Here is an 18,401-nt window from a genome sequence, read left to right as displayed (position 1 = left end):
CGCCGGACCCTCAGCCGATCCGCGCGTGCGGCGGCGCGGCACCGCCGATGGTCGCCTCGGTCTCGCCGGTGAGCAGCCGCAGGAAGTCCTCCTGCTCGCTCCGCCCCTGCACCGCGGCGCGCTCGGCACCGCCGGGGAGCACCCGCCCCAGTGCGCTGCGCGCCAGATTCACCGGGATGCGCAGCGCCGGGTACCACGGCAGGTGGGCGGGCAGGCCGAGCGTCCGCATGGCCTTCGGTCCGAGGAAGGCGCTGGTGACCGAGAGGTGCTGCGAGCGCGCGATCCGGCCGCGGAGCGCGGGCAGGTTCGGGTAGTGCCAGTTCAGCGGGTCGTCGGCCATGGGGAGGGCGAGCTGCCTGCTGGTGTCGTCGGGGTTCGTGATGGCGCTCAGGCAGTGGTAGAGGATGCCGACACCGTCGCGGAAATCGGTCGGCAGCCACTCGTCCCTGACGCCGATGAGCCAGCCGACGTAGCGGGTGAGGTGCGCCGCCGCCGCGGTGTCGGCCCGGCTCGGGATGATGCCGAGCACCATGCCGCCGACGAACGGCGCGAGCAGCGCGCCGACCAGGGTCGCCGCCATATCGGTCTGGTTGATCGGCAGCCCCCACTCGTCGCCGCGCCAGTCCGGCATGGCGGCCACGTGCCTGCGCACCAGCCCGTGGATCAGCCGGACCTGCAGCGTGGAGCGGTACCCCTGCCCGTACAGCTCCATGCCGTTCTCGGTGGAGACGTCCATCGCCCACTGCAGCGTCTCGGCGAAGCGCTGCGCCGGCCCCTTCTCCAGCGCGCCGGTGCGCAGCAGCGTCTTGTTGAAGCCGGAGGCCAGGTAGCCGCCGAGGAAGGAGACGTCGCGGGCGAAGTAGAGCCCGTCGGTGCCGCCGGAGCGGAACACCCGCTCGCCGCGCCGGAGCAGGTCGGGGTCGACCCAGTCCGGGGTCGCCTCGACCGCGCCGAAGAAGACGCGCAGTGGCTCAGGGGCGTTCGGCACGCTGTCGATCCCGGTGCGCAGCGCCTGCTCGTAGAGCGGGCGGGTGCCGCGCATCCCCTCGGCGTACATCCAGTCGACCAGCCGATCCATCGGCTCGTCGCCGACGAGCAGCGACTCGCCGAGCTGCCGCCAGCGCTCGGCGTCGGGTTTCCCGATGCCGAGCAACAGGGCGAACGGGCCGAGACCTGGGGCCTTACGTGGCCTTTCCGGATGCCTGGTGGGGATGGGCGCGGTCGTCGTCATCGGTGACTTCCTCGGTGGTGGTGGCGATGCCGTGCTTCATGAGCGGCACGATGGAATGCCGGACGAAGGCGCGGGCCAGCTCCGGATCGGTGAAGTCGACGCTGCCGCCGCCCGGCGTCAGCATGAGTGAATGGGCCAGGCGCGCAACCAATTCCGCGACCGGTCGCGGATCGTAGCGATCCACCAGCCCGGCCGCCTGGGCATGCGTGAGCATCCCGACGATGTAGTCGATGCCGATCGCGACCAGCCGCTCGCCCTGCACGGTGTAGAAGCCGAGCGCCTCCTCCGGCGCGACCCGGAGCAACTGGGTGACCAGCCGGTGGATCCTGGTCTGCAGCAGGACGTGCAGGATCGTCTCCTCGAGCTGCGCCTCCACCCCGGACGCGGTGGTGGCGATCGCGGTGACCTCGGTGAGCATGCGGCGGGTCTCGCGCTCCAGTACCGCCTCGACCAGATTGTCCTTGCCGGCGAAGCGGCGGTGGATGGTGATCCGGTTGATGCCTGCGCGGCGCGCGATGTCCTCCAGGCTGGCCCGGCGGATCCCGACCTGCAGGATCCGGTCCAGCGCGGCGTCCATGATCGACTCGTCCACGCTGTCGTATCGCTCCGGCATGTAACGAGTATCCAAAAGCTGTTTCATTGTGTCAATCGCGTTGGGTACGTTACCGCCTATTCGCGAGGTTTCGAGGCGCTTCGCGCTACCGGCCGAGCACCATGGACTACAACATGTTCGTTACCGAATCGACTGTTCAGGGGCGTTAATCGGACAACTGGAGGTGCGCCCTACCCAAAATCCGGGAAAGGTCTGTCGCCCACAACCGAACCCTGCTAAGTTACTGCGTATTCCGGTTCATGAGGCATGGGATTCCCGGCGGTCGGGGCGTGCTGGAACTCAACGAGGAGTAGCGACATGGATGGATTCAGCAGGCGTAACGCGCTGAAGGTCGGTGGGGCGCTCGGCGCGGTCGGCGCGCTGGCGACGGTGGCCCCGGCCCGCGCCGTGCCGTGGACGTGGTCACCGGACGGCTCGGTGGCGGGCGGCGGCGAGGGCGCCGACCCGATGACGGTCTGGGACCCGGAGTCCGATCAGCTGGTCGCCTCGCTGATCGACCGCGGCGAGGTCCCGGCGATCAACGCGCTGCTGCGCACCTGGACGCGCAACAGCCAGCCGCTGCCCGATGGCCTCCCGGCCGACCTGCGCGATTTCATCGAGTACAACCGTCAGCTGCCCGCCTGGGCGGACCAGGGCAAGCTCACCACCGCGATCGAATTCAACAAGAAGCGCGGGCTCTACCTCGGCGTCCTCTACGGCCTGGCCAGTGGCATGATGTCGACGGTCATCCCGAAGGAGGCCAAGGCGGTCTACTACTCCAAGGGCGGCCAGGACCTCAAGGACCGCATCTCCAAGACCGCCAAGCTCGGCTACGACATCGGCTCGAACAATGCCTACGCCCCCGACGGCGAGATGATCGTGACCTGCGTCAAGACCCGGCTGGCGCACTCGGGTGTGCGGCACCTGCTGCCGCAGTCGCCGCACTGGGTGAGCTCGGCCGACGAGCAGATCCCGATCAGCCAGCAGGACATGATGGTCACCTGGCACAGCCTGCCGACCACCGTCATGCGGCACCTGACGGCCTGGCGGGTGCCGATCCCGGTGCACGAGTCGGAGGCATTCCTGCACTCCTGGCAGGTCTGCGCGCACATGCTGGGCATCCGCGACGAGTACATCCCGAACTCCTGGGACCAGGCGAACGCGCAGGCCGCGCAGACGCTGGACCCGGTAGTGGCGGCCACCCCCGAGGGCATCAAGCTCGCCGACCGGCTGCTGCACCTCGGCAACAACCTGGATCTGGCCGTACTCAGCAAGGGCGTGCTCGGCGCGTTCACCCGCTTCATCCTCGGCGACCGGCTCGCCGACGATCTGCAGATCGCGCGCGAGCCGGTCTGGGAGACGCTGCTCGACGTCTCCTGGGGCCCGTTCGTCGCCGTCCGGGAGGGGCTCCTGCCGATCGTGCCGCTCGCGCCGGACGCCTACTGGCTCTTCGACGAGTTCCTCCGCCAGTTCGCGCTCGTCTACCTCTCCGAACTCAGGATGCCGTTGAACATCGAAATCCCTACGATGAACCGTGACATGAACGTGCCGCCGAAGTAGTCGGGGACTCGGGGCACTCGAGGGATGCTTCTTGTGACGACATGGAGACCATGATGCTTGCACGGTGGAAATCGGTGGCCGCCCTCTGCGCGGCCACCGCGGTGTCGAGTGCACTGCTCGCGCAGGGCCCCGTCGCCTCGGCGGCGCCCGGCGGCTGCCCCGACCTGTACGTGGTGGCGGTGCCGGGCACCTGGGAGACGTCGAAGGAGGATCCCGGCCGCGGGATTCTCGCCCAGGCGGCCGAGGGGCTGCCCGGCGACGTCCGGGTGGATTACATCCACTACGCCGCGACCGCCTTCCCCTGGGAGGGCGAGGTCTACGGCCGGTCCAAGGCCGAGGCGGTGGACGGCGCCCGCGGCGCGGTCCAGGCCATGGCGCTGGCCTGCGGCGACACCAAGATCGCGCTGCTCGGCTACAGCCAGGGCGCCGACGCGGCCGGTGACGTGGCCGCCGAGATCGGCACCGGGCTCACCGTCGTCCCGGCCAACCGGGTGGCGCTGGTCGGGCTGGTCTCCGACCCGCGTCGCTCACCGACCGACGCGCTGATCGGCGCGCCGGTCTCCGGCGCGGGCGCGACCGGGGCCCGGGTGAACGGCTTCGGCTGGGTCAGCCCGGTGACCTACACCTTCTGCATCGAGGGCGATCTCTACTGCGCCATGCCGGACGGTGACTTCGCCGGTCGGCTGGCCGGGTTCGCGGTGCAGCTCTCCAACCCCGATCCGTCCAAGGTCGGCAGCTACCAGTACCAGGCCGGCGAGCTGCTCAGCGACGCCTTCGCGGCCGGCGGCTGGGGCCTGCTCGCCGACCAGCTCAACTCCAACGCCTACGACGAGCGCAAGCAGCAGGTGGACGACTTCCTCAAGTCCGGCATCCACCAGTCCTACGCCGGCTACAGCGTGGCCCCCGGCGGGGTGACCGCGCTCGGCTGGCTGCGGCAGCGGCTCGTCCAGGTGCTGCGCGGCTGATCCCGTCGGATGCCGTCCGTGTACGCCGGTTCGCCGAGCCGGTGTATGCGGACGGCATCGACGCTGTGATCCCCTACCCGGGCAGGGCCCTTCGGATCCGGTGAATCGGGCGCCGGCCCCGGCGCTTCCCCCTAGAATCGGGGCGTTGTTCAGAGTCTGCGCCGATCGGGCCGGACCAGCCGACCACCTGGGGGGACCTGGTGTCGATCGTTGGATCGATCAGTGTTTCATTGTCGACCGTCCTGGCGACCCTGATCGGTGGGTGGCTGGTGACGACCCGCGTCGCCGACTACTGGGATCGGGTCAAGAAGAGCAGGGACTCGAACCTGGCGGCGGCCGAGAATTTCCAGCGGCTGTACGGCGAGTTCGTCGCGGTGTGGAAGATCTGGAACAACCTGGCGGCTGTCGAACGCGGCGGGACGGATCTGCCGCAGAACGCACGGTGGGACTGCCTCGTGCGGGCGACGGCCGCCGAGGGCGCCATCGAAGCGCTGCTGGCAAAGATAGCCGCTGAGCGCACACTGAGCACACACGACATCGATGTGCTCGGCGGCCTTCGCCAAGCGTTCAAGGTATTCCGGAGGGCGATCGTCGCAGGTCGTCCCCTCCCGTGGATGTCGTCCGATGCCGAGCCCTACATCGCCATGAAGCGGCTTGCCGCGGCGACGTCGGTGCTCCTCGTGACGCCGCCGGACACACGGAATCGCCCGAGCGCCGTGGAAGCGGCTGCCGCCTTCGAGCAGATCACCGACAATCGGCACGGAACGGCATGGACCGCTTCGGGCCTGCGGGTGAGCCTCGTTTCCTGAACCGACCGCAGCGGCCGCACCGCCGTGCGAACTCTTCCACGCGGAAAATCGGGTGCGGTCTGTCGGGGGTGCGCGGAATACTGACCGCCACCCGATGAGTTCGACCGGTGCATACCGTCTGAACCACCGAGGCACCGGCGGGGAGTTCGGTGCCGTGGTCACGGGTCAGCCCAGACCTTGCCGACGTTCCAGCCCCGGAGGTGCCCATGCCCGTCGAAACCGCAGTGCCCATACCGAAGGGGCGGACACCGCTGGTCATCCGGGTCCTGGTGCTCGCCACCTTCGTGGTGATCCTGAACGAGACCATCATGATCAACGCGATCCCGCGGCTGATGGCCGACCTGCACGTCGACGACCGCGCCGCGCAGTGGGTCTCCACCGCCTTCATGCTCACCATGGCCGCGGTCATCCCGGCCACCGGCTGGTTCCTGCAGCGCGTCACCACCAGGCAGGCGTACGCGACGGCGATGGCCGTGTTCCTGGTCGGCACCGCGCTCTCCGCGCTCGCCCCGACCTTCGCGGTGCTGCTGGTCGGCCGGGTCATCCAGGCAGGCGGCACCGCCGTCATGATGCCGCTGCTGATGACCACGCTGATGACCGTGGTCCCGGAGCAGGACCGCGGCCGCGTGATGGGCAACGTCACGCTCGCCATCTCGGTGGCGCCCGCGATGGGCCCGGTGCTCTCCGGGCTGGTGCTGCAGGTCGGCTCCTGGCGCTGGCTCTTCGTGCTGGTGCTGCCGATCGCCGGGGTGGTGACCTGGCTCGGGCTGCGGCAGCTGAAGAACGTCGGCGAGCCGGAGGCCGGTTCGATCGACGTGCTCAGCGTGGTGCTCGCGGCGCTCGGCTTCGGCGGCCTCGTCTTCGGGCTGAGCCGGTTCGAGAGCAGCGACTACACCACTCCCGCGCTCTTCGTGGCGGGCGGCATCGCCCTGATCGCGATCTTCGCCCTGCGCCAGATCCGCCTGCAGCGCACCGGTACCCCGCTGCTCGACCTGCGGGTCCTGCTGGCGGGCACCTACACCAAGGCGCTGGTCCTGATGTCGGTGGCGTTCCTGGCCATGATGGGCTCGATGATCCTGCTCCCGCTCTATCTGCAGAACCTGCGCGGCCTGAGCCCGCTCGCCACCGGCCTGCTCGTCATGCCGGGCGGCCTGGCCATGGGCGTGCTCGGCCCCACCATCGGCAGGCTGTTCGACCGCTTCGGCGGCCGCTGGCTGGTGATTCCCGGCGCGATCGGCATCGCCGTCGCGCTGGCCGGCTTCAGCCGGATCACCCTGACCATGCCGTACTGGCAGCTGCTCGCGCTGCACATCCTGCTGATGTTCTCGCTGGCGGCCACCTTCACCCCGGTCTTCACGCTCGGGCTCGGCGCGCTCCCGCACCACCTGTACTCGCACGGCAGCTCCATGCTCGGCACCCTGCAGCAGGTCGCGGCGGCCTTCGGCACCGCCCTGGTGGTGACCGTCATGTCCGCGCGGAGCAGCGCGCTGGTCGAGGACGGGGTCGACGCGGTCACCGCGCACCTGGACGGCACCCGCCTCGCCTTCCTGGTCTCGGCCGCGCTCGCGCTGATCGTGGTGGTGGCGGCGATCCTGCTGCCCAACCGGGCCGCGGTCGAGGAGGACATCGAGGGCGAGCTCGCGGCGCCGACCCCGCCCGAGCTGGTCAAGGGCTGACCACGCGGAGCCCCCGGCTGCGTCCGGCAGCCGGGGGCTCCGCCGTCGGCCCGATGCCGACGGGTGCGGAATGTCGGGCGCGCAATCCGGCGCCGCACCCGATCCATCCCCTACATTGCCACCCTGTGGAACGCAGACACTTTCTGGCAATGCTGGCCGCAGGCGCCGCCGCGGCGAGCGGCTGCACCCGGCTGCCGCCCGCCGAGGCGGAACAATCGGCCACCCCGTCCGCCGCGGCCGTTCCCGCCGCCGCACCCCGGGTGCCGGTGCCGGGGGGTGCGCTGACCGCCATTCCCGGCCCCGGCACCCATCTCGCCCTGACCGTGGACGACGGCGCCTCCGCCGAGGTGGTCGGCGCCTACATCCGGTTCGCCCGCGACACCGGCGCCCGCTTCACCTTCTTCGTCACCGCCGCCTTCGAGAGCTGGAGCACGCACCGCGCCGCACTCCGCCCGCTGGTGGACTCCGGCCAGATCCAGCTCGCCAACCACACCTGGGACCACCCCGGCCTCACCACCATCTCGCACACCGCCATGGCCGAACAGTTCACCCGCAGCAAACAGTTCCTGCTGAATACCTACGGCGTCGACGGCACGCCCTTCTACCGCCCGCCCTTCGGCTACCACAACGCCGTCGTCGACGCGGTCGCCGCCGATCACGGCTACACCGTCCCCACCCTCTGGTACGGCTCGCTCTCGGACTCCGGCCTGATCACCGAGGAGTACCTGCTGCAGTGCGCCCGCACCTGGTTCAACGCCCAGGCCATCGTCATCGGCCACGCCAACCACCCGCCGGTGACGCAGGTCTACGGGCAACTCCTCGACATCATCCGCGAGCGCGGGCTATCCCTGGTCACCCTGAACGACGTATTTCGCACGTAGTCGCGTTTGCGCTGGTTAGACTGCCGGAATGAGACCCTTGATCAGCGCTCTCGTCGCCGGATCGGTCGTTCTCCTCGGCGCGGGCAATGCATCCGCAACCCCCGGCGTCGACATCACCGCCGTCACGCTGGGCCAGGTCACCGTCCCTGCCGGGATCTTCCCCGTCGCCACCGACCTCGTCGCCCGCCGGATCACCATCGGCCCCGGCGGCTCGACCGGCTGGCACTTCCACGACGGCCCGGTCTTCGGGGTGATCGCCGCGGGCGAGCTCACCCACCCCGGACCGGACTGCGTGGCGCCGATCTACCGCGCGGGCTCGTTCATCAACGAGCCGGCGGGGGAGTGGAACACCCACGTCGGGCAGAACCTCGGCTCCGAGCCGGTGGTGCTGTACGTGGTGTACGCCCCGCCCGCAGGCGATCCGCTGTTCCGGGACGCGCCCGCGCCGGAGTGTGCCTGACTCGTTAACACCCGCGGCGGTCGCCGGCGATTCGGTGTGCGACGGGCTCGTCCCTACGGGGGGATGGATGCGTCGACAGATTCCGACTCTGCCACGAGGTGTTGTCCATGAAACGTCTTCTCACCGCCGCCGCGCTCCTCTCGGCGGGCGCCGCCGTACTCACCGGCTGCACGAATTCCGCTGCCACCGAGGAGGTGCCGGTCCAGGGTGCGCCGTCGGCGCCCGTTCCCGCCTGTGCCGACGGGCAGCTGAACTTCAACGCCGAGCCGGTCGTGAACTCCGCGGGGACGACCGTCGGGTTCAAGATCAACTACTGGGTGGTCGGTGCGAGCGGTGCGTGCAGCCTGACCGGGTACCCCGGGGTCACCGCCGCGGGCGGGGGCCCGCAGGTCGACGCTGTGCGGCAGTTGCGCGGTGGGCTCTTCGGCGGGCTGCCGGAGGGGGAGGACACTCCGCCGACCGTTGTGCTCGATCGGGAGCACGGGGCGCAGGCGGTGGTCGAGACGACCGTGCTCGCGCACCAGAGTTCGGCGTGCCCGACGTACACGGAGTTCCTGACGACGCCGCCCGACACGACCGACACCCGGCCGGTGTCGGTGACCGTGCCCGGCTGTGAGTTCGCCGTCTACCCGGTGTACGCCTGGTCGCGGTGAGTGCGAGCCGGACAGGTGCGCCCGCATCCATCCACGGGGTCGGGTGATTCGCCGACGGCAATGTTTTCCGAACACAGACAGCTGGTGACCTTCGGCGGGGATCTGTCGCCTCTCCATCCGCTGGGGGCCGTTGTTGACGACAGGCCGTTCGAGCGGGCTGCCGCATCAACGGTGCGGATGACTGGCCAACGACAAAACCCCTTCCCTCTCAGTTGGGAAGGGGTTTTGCGTATGTCGGGCTGACAGGATTTGAACCTGCGACCACTTGACCCCCAGTCAAGTGCGCTACCAAGCTGCGCCACAGCCCGTTGCACCTGCGTCCAGGTGCCCGATGAGATTACCGCAGGTCGCACTCCGGACACTAATCCGCAGGTCAGAGCAGTGACGGTTCCGGTTTGTCGCGGTGTCGGCGTCGACGAACCACCTCGGCACCCGGTATCTGCGACTATTGGTGGCACAGCTGCCCTGCGACCGCGCTCTGGCCCGCGACAACCGCTGCGAAGCGTGCGTCGAGCGTTATGTGACCCGCGCGGTTACGGTCTTTCGGTGGTGTGGTTATGAGGAAGTCGAATCAGGTCCATCGTGAGGTGGCGCGGAGTGCGCCGTTTCAGATGGCGGCGCGGGCGGGGTTGGTGGCCTACGGCCTGGTCCATCTCCTCGTGGCCTGGGTCTGCGTTCAGCTCGCGCTCGGCGATTTCGACGGCGACGGCGTCGGGAAGGCGGACAAGACCGGGGCGCTGCAGAATCTCGCGGAGCATCGGGAGGGCGAGCTGGTGCTCTGGCTGATCGCGGGCGGGCTCGGGTTCGCCGTGCTGTGGCAGTTGCTGGAGGCCGCCACCGGTGCGCGGAACAGTCGCAGGGACAAGTTGCTGCGCGCCATGAACTTCGGTGAAGCGGTGTTGTTCGGCTACCTCGCCTACAGCGCTGTCAAGCTCGCGAAGGGGGTACCGGCTTCCTCGACCGACCAGGCGCAGCTCGCTCTCGTCGGCAATCTGTTGAGCAGGGAGTGGGGGAAGCCGGCGGTGGTCGGGATCGGGCTCGCCATCGTCGTCGCGGGGTTCTTCGTGGCCCATCACGGCTGGTCGAAGCGGTTCCGGGAGGAGCAGGACTTCCGGGGTGCGGGCCGGTCGACGGAGCGGGTCGTGATCCGGCTCGGGCAGGTCGGGTATGCGGCGCTCGGTGCGGTGTATGCCGGCGGTGGGGTGCTCGTGATCGTCGCCGCCGTGCAGAGCCAGCCGCACAAGGCGACCGGGCTGGACGTGGCGCTCAAGACGCTGGCGGCTCAGCCGTACGGCACCGTGTTGCTGCTCGTCGTCGCGGTCGGCCTGGCCGCGTTCGCGATCTTCACCTTCCTCGACGCCAAGTTCCGCAAGGCTCACTAGCGTGATGACCGTCGGCTGAGACAATTCGACGGTGCTGGAGATGGAGATCCTTCGAGACCGCGTGCGCGGGTCGCTGCTGGGCGGGGCAGCGGGCGATGCGCTCGGCGCGCCGATCGAATTCTGGGATCTGCGGACGATCCGCGGGCGGCTCGGGGTGGCGGGAGCGAGCGGGTTCCTGACGCCGTCCGCGCTGCCGCAGGAGGTCACCGACGACACGCAGATGACGTTGTTCTCCGCCGAGGGGTTGCTGCGGTGGCGGCCGGGGACGGATCCGGCGCCGTCGCTGCGGCGTGCGTATCTGCGCTGGTTGCAGACGCAGCGGCGGTCGGCTCCCGGACCGGAGACCGACGGCTGGTTGGCGGCGCAGCAGTTCCTGTACGCGGTCCGGGCGCCGGGGAACGCGTGTCTGAGCGGGCTGGATCGGCAGCGGCGGGAGTTGTTGCCGCCGCACCGGGTGGGAAGGAACGGGCCGGTGAATCCCGATTCCAAGGGGTGCGGCACGGTGATGCGGTCGGCGCCGTTCGGGCTCGCCGGGTTCGGGCCGGAGATGGCGTTCGCGTTCGCCGCGGTCGGCGCGCAGCTGACGCACGGGCATCCGAGCGGGTACTTCGCGGCGGGTGCGCTGGCCGCCCTGCTGGACCGGGTGCTCGGCGGGGCGGGACTCGAAGCGGCGTTGGACGATACGCTCGCGCAGCTGTCCGGGCAGGCGGGTGCGCAGGAGACCGTGGACGCGTTGCGGCTGGCGGTCGAGTGCGCCGATGCGGGGGCGGCGAGTCCGGAGCGGGTGGAAGAGGTCGGGGCGGGCTGGGTGGCGGAGGAGTGTCTCGCCATCGCCGTGTACTGCGCGCTGCACGCGGCGCGGACCGGTGATGTCCGCGGGGCACTGCTGCTGTCGGTCAACCACTCCGGCGATTCCGACTCCACCGGCTCGGTGGCGGGCAACCTGCTCGGTGCCGTGCACGGGTGCGCCGCGCTGCCCGCGGAGTGGGTGACCGCGGTGGAGGGATACGACACGATCGTCCGGGTCGCCGACGATCTCGTGGCGAACTTCTTCCGGCACGACCGGGGCGCGCTCGGCGATCGGTACCCGTTCGACGATTGAGCGCCGGAGCCGGGTGCGGGCGCGATTTCGGTCTCGTGCATGGTGTCTCGGTGGAGTTGGGGTCATACGCGCTGGTGGATGTGGAGACGACGGGGTTGCGGCCGGGGCAGCACCGGGTGCTGTCGGTGGCGGCGCTGCTGCTGGACGATGCGGGGGCGGTGGTGCGGGAGTTCCACACGCTGGTCGATCCGGGCGGGGATCCCGGGCCGGTGCACATCCACGGGTTGACCCGCGAGATTCTCTGCGGTGCACCGGAATTCGGGCGGGTGGCGGGTGAGCTGGCCGGGGTGCTGAACGGGCGGGTGCTGGTGGCGCACAATGCGCGGTTCGATCACGGGTTCCTGGCGGCGGAGTTCCGGCGGGCCGGGGTGCGGATGCCGGTTCGGAGCCGGATGTGCACGCTGGCGCTGGCGCGGCGGATCGCCCTTCCCACGGTGGATTTCAAGCTGGCGACGTTGGCGGCGCACTACGGGGTGGTGCAGCGGCGGGCGCACGACGCGCTGGACGACACCCGGGTGCTGGCGGGGGTGTTGCGCGGGCTGGCGGGTGATGCGGCGCGGCTTGGGATCGCGGCGCCGGTGCTGGACTGCGTCGATGAACCGGCGCGGTGGCCGCGCAGCCGGGTGGGGGCGAAGCCGGTGTGCGAGTACCGGTACCCGGGGAAGTTGCTCGCGGGGGAGCCGCTGGTGCAGGGGATGAAGGTGGCGATCACCGGCGACACCGCGCTGGAGCGGGAGGTGCTGGTGGCGCGGGCGGAGGCGGCCGGGCTCGACGTCACCGGGGCGGTGAGCGGGCGGACGAGTGTGCTGGTCTGCAACGATCCGGGTTCGGGTTCCGCCAAGGCGCGGCGGGCACGGGAGCTGGGGACAGTCGTGGTGCGGGAGGGGGAGTTCCTGCGGTTGCTGGGTGACGTGCGGGCCGGGAAGGCGCTCGGGGCGGTGCCCGCGGGCGCGTCCCAGGACCAGGACGCGGGGGCCGGGGGTCCCCTCGACGGTGTTCGCGCCGGCCGGGCCGTCGGCGTCGGCCACGGCGCGGTCGGTGTCCAGGAAAAGCCTGCCGGAGCTCCGCAGGGAGACCGAGGGGCACGCGACACCGTCACGGAAACCCGCGGTCCGCTCACCGGCCGCCGCATCCTCGTCCTCGGCGGCACCCACGCGGAAGCCGCCCGAATCCGCGCTGCCATAACGACCCTCGGCGGCTCGGCCGCGGCAAACCTCTCCGCCCGCGTCACCGACGTCGTCGCGCTCACCGGCGGCCGCGCCGACCAGCGACTGGCCCGCGCGCAGAAGCTCGGCCTCCCCATCCACGGCCCAGAACTCGTGCAGCACAGCACCCCTACCGCGGTCGGGGGTACGACGACCCTCGCCCGCGGTCAGGCAGTAGACCTCCCGGATCAGTCCAGATGGACCATCCGCGCCGCCTGGCACACCCACACCGTCGACCTCGTCGCCTTCCTCCTCGACGACACCGAAATGGTGACAGCGGACGCCGACTTCGTCTTCTACAACCAGCCCGAAACCCAGGGCGCCACCCTGACCCGCGACGGCCCGGCAGAACAGGCCGTCGAACTCGACCTGACCGCCCTCCGCCCCGGCCGCACCCGCATCGTGATCGCCGCCGCACTGGAACAACCGGGAATCACCTTCGGCGACGTCGGCCCCGTCGAACTCGACATCGACGGCTTCGCCCAGGCCACCCTGGACGCCGCGACCGAGGAGCGCACCCTGCTGCTGGCCGAGGTCTACCGGCGGGGCGAGCGATGGCGGCTGCGGGCGATCGGCCAGGGGTATCCGACGGGGCTGGCGGAGCTCGCCGCCGGGTACGGGGTGGAGCTCGGCTAGCGATCTTCGGCAGATGTCACAGCAGCTGAGCTCGGCTACTCCGGCAGGCCGACGGCGCGGCCCGCGGTGGCGCCACCGACCGGTATTTCCCGTTTGGTGTCAACCGGGTCCCGATGGCACGCTCAACCGGTGACGCAACCTCCGGATATCCAGGCGACCGGGTCCGACCCGGCCTCCGACAAGTTGGACGGCGCGGTCTTCCGCGTCGCGGGCGTGGTGGTGCTCGGCGCCATCATGTCCATCCTCGACATCACCGTCGTGACGGTGGCCCTGCCGACCTTCCAGCTCGAGTTCGGCACCAGCTACGCCGTCGCGGCCTGGACCATGACCGGCTACACGCTGGCCCTGGCGACGGTGATCCCGCTGACCGGCTGGGCGGCGGACCGCTTCGGCACCAAGCGGCTCTACCTGGCCGCGCTGACCTTCTTCGTGCTCGGTTCGGCGCTCTGCAGCCTGGCCTGGAACATCGAGACGCTCATCGCGTTCCGGGTGATCCAGGGTATCGGCGGCGGCATGCTGATGCCGCTCGGCATGACGATCATGACCCACGCCGCGGGCCCGCAGCGGGTCGGGCGGCTGATGGCGGTGCTCGGCGTGCCGATGCTGCTCGGCCCGATCGGCGGCCCGATCCTCGGCGGCTGGCTGATCGAGAGCCTGAGCTGGCACTGGATCTTCCTGATCAACGTGCCGATCGGCGCGGTCGCGCTGATCGCTGCCTTCGTGATTCTGCCCGCCGACGATCCGCAGCCGTCGGAGTCCTTCGACTTCCTCGGCATGCTGCTCGCCTCGCCCGGCCTCGCGCTGTTCCTCTACGGCGTCTCGACCATTCCGGAGGCGGGTACCGCGCTCACCCCGAAGGTGCTGGTCCCGGCGCTGATCGGGGTCGTGCTGCTCGGGCTCTTCGTCCGGCACGCGCTGCGCACCGAGCACCCGCTGATCGACCTGCACCTGTTCCGCAACCGCGCGCTGACCTTCGCGGTGCTGACCATGGTGCTCTTCGCCATCGCCTTCTTCGGCGCCGGGCTGCTGCTGCCCTCGTACCTGCAGCAGGTGCGTGGCGAGTCGGCGCTCTGGGCGGGGCTGCTGATCGCCCCGCAGGGGCTCGGCGCCATGCTGAGCATGCCGATCGCGGGCCGGATCGTCGACCGCTCCGGACCGGGCAGGGTGGTGCTCGTGGGGCTGGTGCTGATCACCCTCGGCACGGTCTACTTCACGCAGCTGGAGGCGGATTCGTCGTACCCGATCCTGCTCGGCTCGCTCTTCGTCATGGGGCTCGGCATGGGCTGCACCATGATGCCGGTGATGACCGCCGCCCTGCAGACGCTGAACCACCAGCAGGTGGCGCGCGGCTCGACGCTGATGAACATCGTGAATCAGACCGCGGGCTCCATCGGCACCGCGCTCATGTCGGTGGTGCTGACCGGGCTGATCAAGAACGAGCCGCTGGCCGGGCCCGCGATCGCCGCGCAGTTCGACCCGCGGGTGGCGGCCGAGCTGCCGCCCGCCGCGGTGCGGGAGGGGCTCGACCAGGCGGCGCAGGCGTTCGGCCACACCTATGTGGTGGCGCTGGTGCTGATCGTGCTGACCTTCGTCCCGGCGTTCTTCCTGCCCCGCACCAAGCCGAAGGCGCTGGAGGGCGCCGAGGCGCAGGTCCTCGTGCACTGAGTTCCCGGTCGACGGGCCCGGTCGCGGCAGCGGCCGGGCCCGTCGGCGGCTCAGGAGTACTTGGCGACGAAGGACTCGAGCGAGCGCTCGAAATCACCCTTGACCGCGCGCGCCACCCCGGACCCGATCGGCCCGAAGAGCGGCGCCCCGCCGAGCTCCACATCGATGCTGACCGACGAGCCGTCGCCCTTCGGCGCGACGGTGAAGCGCAGCCCCACCTTGGTGCCGCCCTTGCCCGCGCCCTTCAGCGCCAGCGTGCGCGGCGGCGCGGCCTCGGTGACCGTCCAGGTGACCCGGTTGCGCATGCCCTTCACGCTGACCACCCCCACCAGCGTCGTGCCCGCGGCGAGCTGCTCGGGCACCGGCCCGCGCCAGGCCTCGTGCATGGTGAGCCAGGTGCCGAGTTCGGCCAGGTCGGATGCGTGCGACCACGCCTGCTCGGGGGTGAGCGGCACATCGGCGGAGACCTTCAGCTTTGCCATGCGCGCATGGTATCCCCGGCGCCCCGGCTCGTTTCGCCGCCCGCGGGCCCGGGTACCTGGGGACGGACCGCGAAAGAGGGGAGCCCCGATGACCACCGACCCGGTGGCGACGCTGCGCACCGTCGTTCTGGATTGTCCGGAACCGGCCACCCTGGCCCGGTTCTACGCCGGCCTGCTCGGCGGCGAGGTCGTGGACGAGGACGACGACCCGACCTGGCAGGTGCTGATCGAGCCGGGCGGGCGGCGGATCGCCTTCCAGCACGCGCCGGAGTACACCCCGCCGGTCTTCCCCGACCCGAAGGCCTCGCAGCAGCTGCACCTCGACCTGTTGGTCGCCGATGTCGAGACGGCCGAGCAGGCGGCGCTCGAACTGGGCGCGGTGCTGCTGGAGCCGCACGACGACGACCGGTTCCGGGTCTACCGCGACCCGGTCGGGCACACCTTCTGTTTCGTCTGGGAGTGACCCCGGTCACTCCGGAATAGTCCGGGACCCTCCCCGTGTTCAAATGGTTGCCACATCAACCAATGGACATGCGAGGAGGGTCTCGTGCAGTTCGGAATCTTCACCGTCGGCGACGTGACCACCGACCCCACCACCGGTCGCACCCCGAGCGAGGCCGAGCGGATCAAGGCGATGGTCGCCATCGCGAAGAAGGCGGAGGAGGTCGGGCTCGACGTCTTCGCGACCGGTGAGCACCACAACCCGCCCTTCGTCCCGTCCTCGCCCACCACCCTGCTCGGCTACATCGCCGGGCAGACCGAGCGCATCCAGCTCTCCACCTCGACCACGCTGATCACCACCAACGACCCGGTGAAGATCGCCGAGGACTTCGCGATGCTGCAGCACCTGGCCGACGGCCGGGTGGATCTCATGCTCGGCCGCGGCAACACCGGCCCGGTCTACCCCTGGTTCGGGCAGGACATCCGAAACGGCATCCCGCTCGCCATCGAGAACTACGGGCTGCTGCACCGGCTCTGGCGCGAGGACGTGGTCGACTGGGAGGGCCGCTTCCGGACCCCGCTGCAGTCCTTCACCGCGACCCCGCGCCCGCTGGACGGTGTGCCGCCCTTCGTCTGGCACGGCTCCATCCGCAGCCCGGAGATCGCCGAGCAGGCCGCCTACTACGGCGACGGCTTCTTCGCCAACAACATCTTCTGGCCGCGCGGCCACTTCCAGCGGCTGATCGAGCTCTACCGGCAGCGCTACGAGCACTACGGCCACGGCACGGCCGACCAGGCGATCGTCGGGCTCGGCGGGCAGGTCTTCCTGCGGCACAACTCGCAGGACGCGGTGCGCGAGTTCCGGCCGTACTTCGACAACGCGCCGGTCTACGGGCACGGCCCGTCGCTGGAGGAGTTCACCGAGCAGACCCCGCTCACCGTCGGCAGCCCGCAGCAGGTGATCGAGAAGACGCTGAGCTTCCGCGAGTCCTTCGGCGACTACCAGCGCCAGCTCTTCCTCATGGACCACGCCGGGCTGCCGCTGAAGACCGTGCTCGAGCAGCTCGATCTGCTCGGCGCGGAGGTCGTCCCGGTGCTGCGCCGCGAGTTCGCCGCACTGAAACCCGCGCACGTGCCGGAGGCCCCCACCCACGCCGCGCTGCTCGCGGCCCGCACCGCGGTGACCGCCCGACCCGTCACGTCCGCTTGACCGATTCATTCATCACGCCAAGGAGTAACCCATGACCAAGTCACTCGCCGACCTCGGCCTCACCACCGGCACCTGGGCCATCGACCCGGTGCACTCCACCGTCGGCTTCGCCGTGCGCCACCTCATGGTCAGCAAGGTGCGCGGCCGCTTCACCGACTTCTCCGGCGCGCTGGAGATCGCCGAGGACGGCACCGCCACCGCGCACGCCGAGATCCGGGTGGACTCGGTGACCACCGACAACCCGCAGCGCGACGCGCACCTGCGCACCGCGGACTTCTTCTCCGCCGAGCAGTTCCCGCTCGCCACCTTCACCGCCACCGGATTCCGCCCGCAGGGCGACGATTTCGAGGTCGACGGAGAATTCTCGCTGCGGGGCGTCACCGCGCCGGTGACCCTGAAGGTGGAATTCCTCGGGGTGAATCCGGGCATGGGCAACGGCCCGGTAGCCGGGTTCGAGGCGCAGACCGTGGTCAGCCGTCGCGACTTCGGGCTCGACATCGATATGCCGCTGCCCGACGGCGGCGCCGTGATCGGCGACAAGATCACCCTGACGCTGGAGATCGAGGCCGGCCTGCAGGCCTGACCCCCGTCGCATCACGATCGGCCGGACCCCGTGCGCGGGTCCGGCCGATCGGTGTTTTCCAGGGGTTCGCGGGAACCGTACCGTAGATGCCGCAATTGTTCCGGGACGGACCGATCGAGACTTTTTCGTGATACTGCTACTGTGTGCCACATCGTCGGGTTCCGTGTGGCCGGACAGCCCCGTCCAGGCTGGTTGTCATGGGTGAAAAAGACCTGACGGCAAGGGCATTGCACGGTGTGCCCGCTGAGTGTGTCGAAGGCGTTGCTGGCTCGGTGGCGGAAGGCGGTGATCGTGAGACGAGGTAGTCCCTCTCGCGTCGGCCCCACCCCTGCCGAGCCGCCGCCCCCGCCACCCGCCTCCGGGTAGCTCGCCCGGAATCGTGTGCGTCCGATCCCTCGATCTTCGAGTCCCTCAACACGAGAGAACTGATGAATCCAGATTTCGCCCTGGTGCTTCCATGGATCGTCGCCGTCGTCCTGGTCGCGGCGGTGTCGATCTACGCGGTGCTGGTGGTGCGCCGCAGACAGGCCCGCATCGACGCGCTGATCGCCGAGCAGCGGCTGCACGAGGAGGCCCTGGAGCGGCTCGCCGCCACCACGCTGCCCACCGTCGCCGAGGCCGTGCGCCGCTTCGAGCAGAGCCAGCCGCCCACCGTCGAGGTGCCGCCCGCGCTGGAGGACACCCGCTTCGCGCAGTGCCTGCGCTGGACCGCCGAGCGCTACGCCGACGAACTGCGGCTGCTGCAGTCCGAGACCCGCGAGCAGGCCGCCCGCGACGGCGAGGAGAAGTCGCGGGTCGCGGTGCAGTCCGCCGAGGAGGCGGTGCGGGAGCGGTTGTCGAGTTCGGCGCGGGATGCCACGAGTGGTGC

The 18,401-nt window shown here is 70.3% G+C and carries 17 protein-coding genes, 1 tRNA gene and 1 pseudogene; 15 read left to right on the top strand and 4 right to left on the bottom strand.

The genetic code is table 11. The features are described from left to right. Positions 1 to 10: 10 nt before the first annotated feature. Entirely contained in the window at positions 11 to 1,231 is a 1,221-nt protein-coding gene (locus tag ACFO0B_RS09310; RefSeq protein ID WP_378611941.1) for an oxygenase MpaB family protein, read from the bottom strand. Continuing rightward, on the bottom strand, positions 1,182 to 1,844 hold the full coding sequence (locus ACFO0B_RS09305; RefSeq protein WP_378611939.1) for a TetR/AcrR family transcriptional regulator: 663 nt from the start codon (positions 1,842 to 1,844) through the stop codon (positions 1,182 to 1,184). The genes ACFO0B_RS09310 and ACFO0B_RS09305 overlap by 50 nt, the downstream gene beginning before the upstream one ends. 297 nt (positions 1,845 to 2,141) lie before the next feature. On the opposite strand from ACFO0B_RS09305, the gene ACFO0B_RS09300 reads away from it, so the two are divergent. The 7 genes from ACFO0B_RS09300 to ACFO0B_RS09270 all read left to right on the top strand — a co-directional run bounded on the left by ACFO0B_RS09300 (position 2,142) and on the right by ACFO0B_RS09270 (position 8,827). Beyond that, complete coding sequence (locus ACFO0B_RS09300; protein WP_378611938.1) at positions 2,142 to 3,383, top strand: oxygenase MpaB family protein; 1,242 nt, start codon at positions 2,142 to 2,144, stop codon at positions 3,381 to 3,383. 53 nt (positions 3,384 to 3,436) lie between these two features. Beyond that, positions 3,437 to 4,348, top strand: a complete 912-nt coding sequence (locus ACFO0B_RS09295) for a cutinase family protein (protein WP_378611937.1) — start codon at positions 3,437 to 3,439, stop codon at positions 4,346 to 4,348. 200 nt (positions 4,349 to 4,548) lie between these two features. Beyond that, positions 4,549 to 5,157: a hypothetical protein gene (locus ACFO0B_RS09290; protein WP_378611936.1), complete on the top strand. Its 609-nt coding sequence runs from the start codon at positions 4,549 to 4,551 to the stop codon at positions 5,155 to 5,157. Positions 5,158 to 5,363: 206 nt separating this feature from the next. After that, the gene (locus ACFO0B_RS09285; RefSeq protein ID WP_378611935.1) at positions 5,364 to 6,833 is read left to right on the top strand and encodes an MDR family MFS transporter; all 1,470 of its coding nucleotides are present in this window, start codon (positions 5,364 to 5,366) and stop codon (positions 6,831 to 6,833) included. 149 nt (positions 6,834 to 6,982) lie between these two features. Further along, positions 6,983 to 7,714 (top strand): polysaccharide deacetylase family protein, encoded by a 732-nt coding sequence (locus ACFO0B_RS09280; RefSeq protein ID WP_378611934.1) that lies wholly within the window; start codon positions 6,983 to 6,985, stop codon positions 7,712 to 7,714. A gap of 28 nt (positions 7,715 to 7,742) precedes the next feature. Beyond that, positions 7,743 to 8,174 carry a cupin domain-containing protein gene (locus tag ACFO0B_RS09275; protein ID WP_378611933.1) on the top strand — a complete coding sequence of 144 codons (432 nt, stop codon included), beginning with the start codon at positions 7,743 to 7,745 and terminating at the stop codon, positions 8,172 to 8,174. A 107-nt stretch (positions 8,175 to 8,281) separates the two neighbouring features. Next, positions 8,282 to 8,827: a DUF4232 domain-containing protein gene (locus tag ACFO0B_RS09270; protein ID WP_378611932.1), complete on the top strand. Its 546-nt coding sequence runs from the start codon at positions 8,282 to 8,284 to the stop codon at positions 8,825 to 8,827. A gap of 234 nt (positions 8,828 to 9,061) precedes the next feature. Here the strand turns inward: ACFO0B_RS09270 and ACFO0B_RS09265 are convergent. After that, a tRNA-Pro gene (locus ACFO0B_RS09265) sits at positions 9,062 to 9,135 on the bottom strand. Between the two features lie 249 nt (positions 9,136 to 9,384). On the opposite strand from ACFO0B_RS09265, the gene ACFO0B_RS09260 reads away from it, so the two are divergent. The 4 genes from ACFO0B_RS09260 to ACFO0B_RS09245 all read left to right on the top strand — a co-directional run bounded on the left by ACFO0B_RS09260 (position 9,385) and on the right by ACFO0B_RS09245 (position 14,817). Further along, positions 9,385 to 10,209, top strand: coding sequence for a DUF1206 domain-containing protein (locus ACFO0B_RS09260; protein ID WP_378611930.1), 825 nt, complete (start codon positions 9,385 to 9,387; stop codon positions 10,207 to 10,209). Between the two features lie 40 nt (positions 10,210 to 10,249). Then, positions 10,250 to 11,311, top strand: a complete 1,062-nt coding sequence (locus ACFO0B_RS09255; protein WP_378611929.1) for an ADP-ribosylglycohydrolase family protein — start codon at positions 10,250 to 10,252, stop codon at positions 11,309 to 11,311. A 50-nt stretch (positions 11,312 to 11,361) separates the two neighbouring features. Beyond that, positions 11,362 to 13,152, top strand: a complete 1,791-nt coding sequence (locus ACFO0B_RS09250) for an exonuclease domain-containing protein (RefSeq protein ID WP_378611927.1) — start codon at positions 11,362 to 11,364, stop codon at positions 13,150 to 13,152. Positions 13,153 to 13,281: 129 nt separating this feature from the next. Beyond that, positions 13,282 to 14,817, top strand: a complete 1,536-nt coding sequence (locus ACFO0B_RS09245; protein WP_378611926.1) for a DHA2 family efflux MFS transporter permease subunit — start codon at positions 13,282 to 13,284, stop codon at positions 14,815 to 14,817. A 50-nt stretch (positions 14,818 to 14,867) separates the two neighbouring features. On the opposite strand, the gene ACFO0B_RS09240 is transcribed toward ACFO0B_RS09245, so the two are convergent. Then, on the bottom strand, positions 14,868 to 15,299 hold the full coding sequence (locus ACFO0B_RS09240; RefSeq protein WP_378611925.1) for a type II toxin-antitoxin system Rv0910 family toxin: 432 nt from the start codon (positions 15,297 to 15,299) through the stop codon (positions 14,868 to 14,870). An 88-nt stretch (positions 15,300 to 15,387) separates the two neighbouring features. On the opposite strand from ACFO0B_RS09240, the gene ACFO0B_RS09235 reads away from it, so the two are divergent. The 4 genes and pseudogenes from ACFO0B_RS09235 to ACFO0B_RS09220 form a co-directional block, all read left to right on the top strand. Beyond that, positions 15,388 to 15,762, top strand: coding sequence for a VOC family protein (locus tag ACFO0B_RS09235; protein ID WP_378611924.1), 375 nt, complete (start codon positions 15,388 to 15,390; stop codon positions 15,760 to 15,762). An 84-nt stretch (positions 15,763 to 15,846) separates the two neighbouring features. Further along, positions 15,847 to 16,950 carry an LLM class flavin-dependent oxidoreductase gene (locus ACFO0B_RS09230; RefSeq protein ID WP_378611923.1) on the top strand — a complete coding sequence of 368 codons (1,104 nt, stop codon included), beginning with the start codon at positions 15,847 to 15,849 and terminating at the stop codon, positions 16,948 to 16,950. A gap of 31 nt (positions 16,951 to 16,981) precedes the next feature. Further along, positions 16,982 to 17,533, top strand: coding sequence for a YceI family protein (locus ACFO0B_RS09225; protein ID WP_378611922.1), 552 nt, complete (start codon positions 16,982 to 16,984; stop codon positions 17,531 to 17,533). A 428-nt stretch (positions 17,534 to 17,961) separates the two neighbouring features. Next, a pseudogene (locus tag ACFO0B_RS09220) lies at positions 17,962 to 18,401 on the top strand (sensor histidine kinase); the annotation flags it as partial.

Origin of the sequence: Nocardia jiangsuensis, from assembly GCF_042650385.1 — a bacterium.
Taxonomy (GTDB): Bacteria; Actinomycetota; Actinomycetes; order Mycobacteriales; family Mycobacteriaceae; genus Nocardia; species Nocardia jiangsuensis.
Note: the sequence above shows the minus strand (reverse complement) of the source record. Positions and strands in the feature narration are given on the sequence as shown.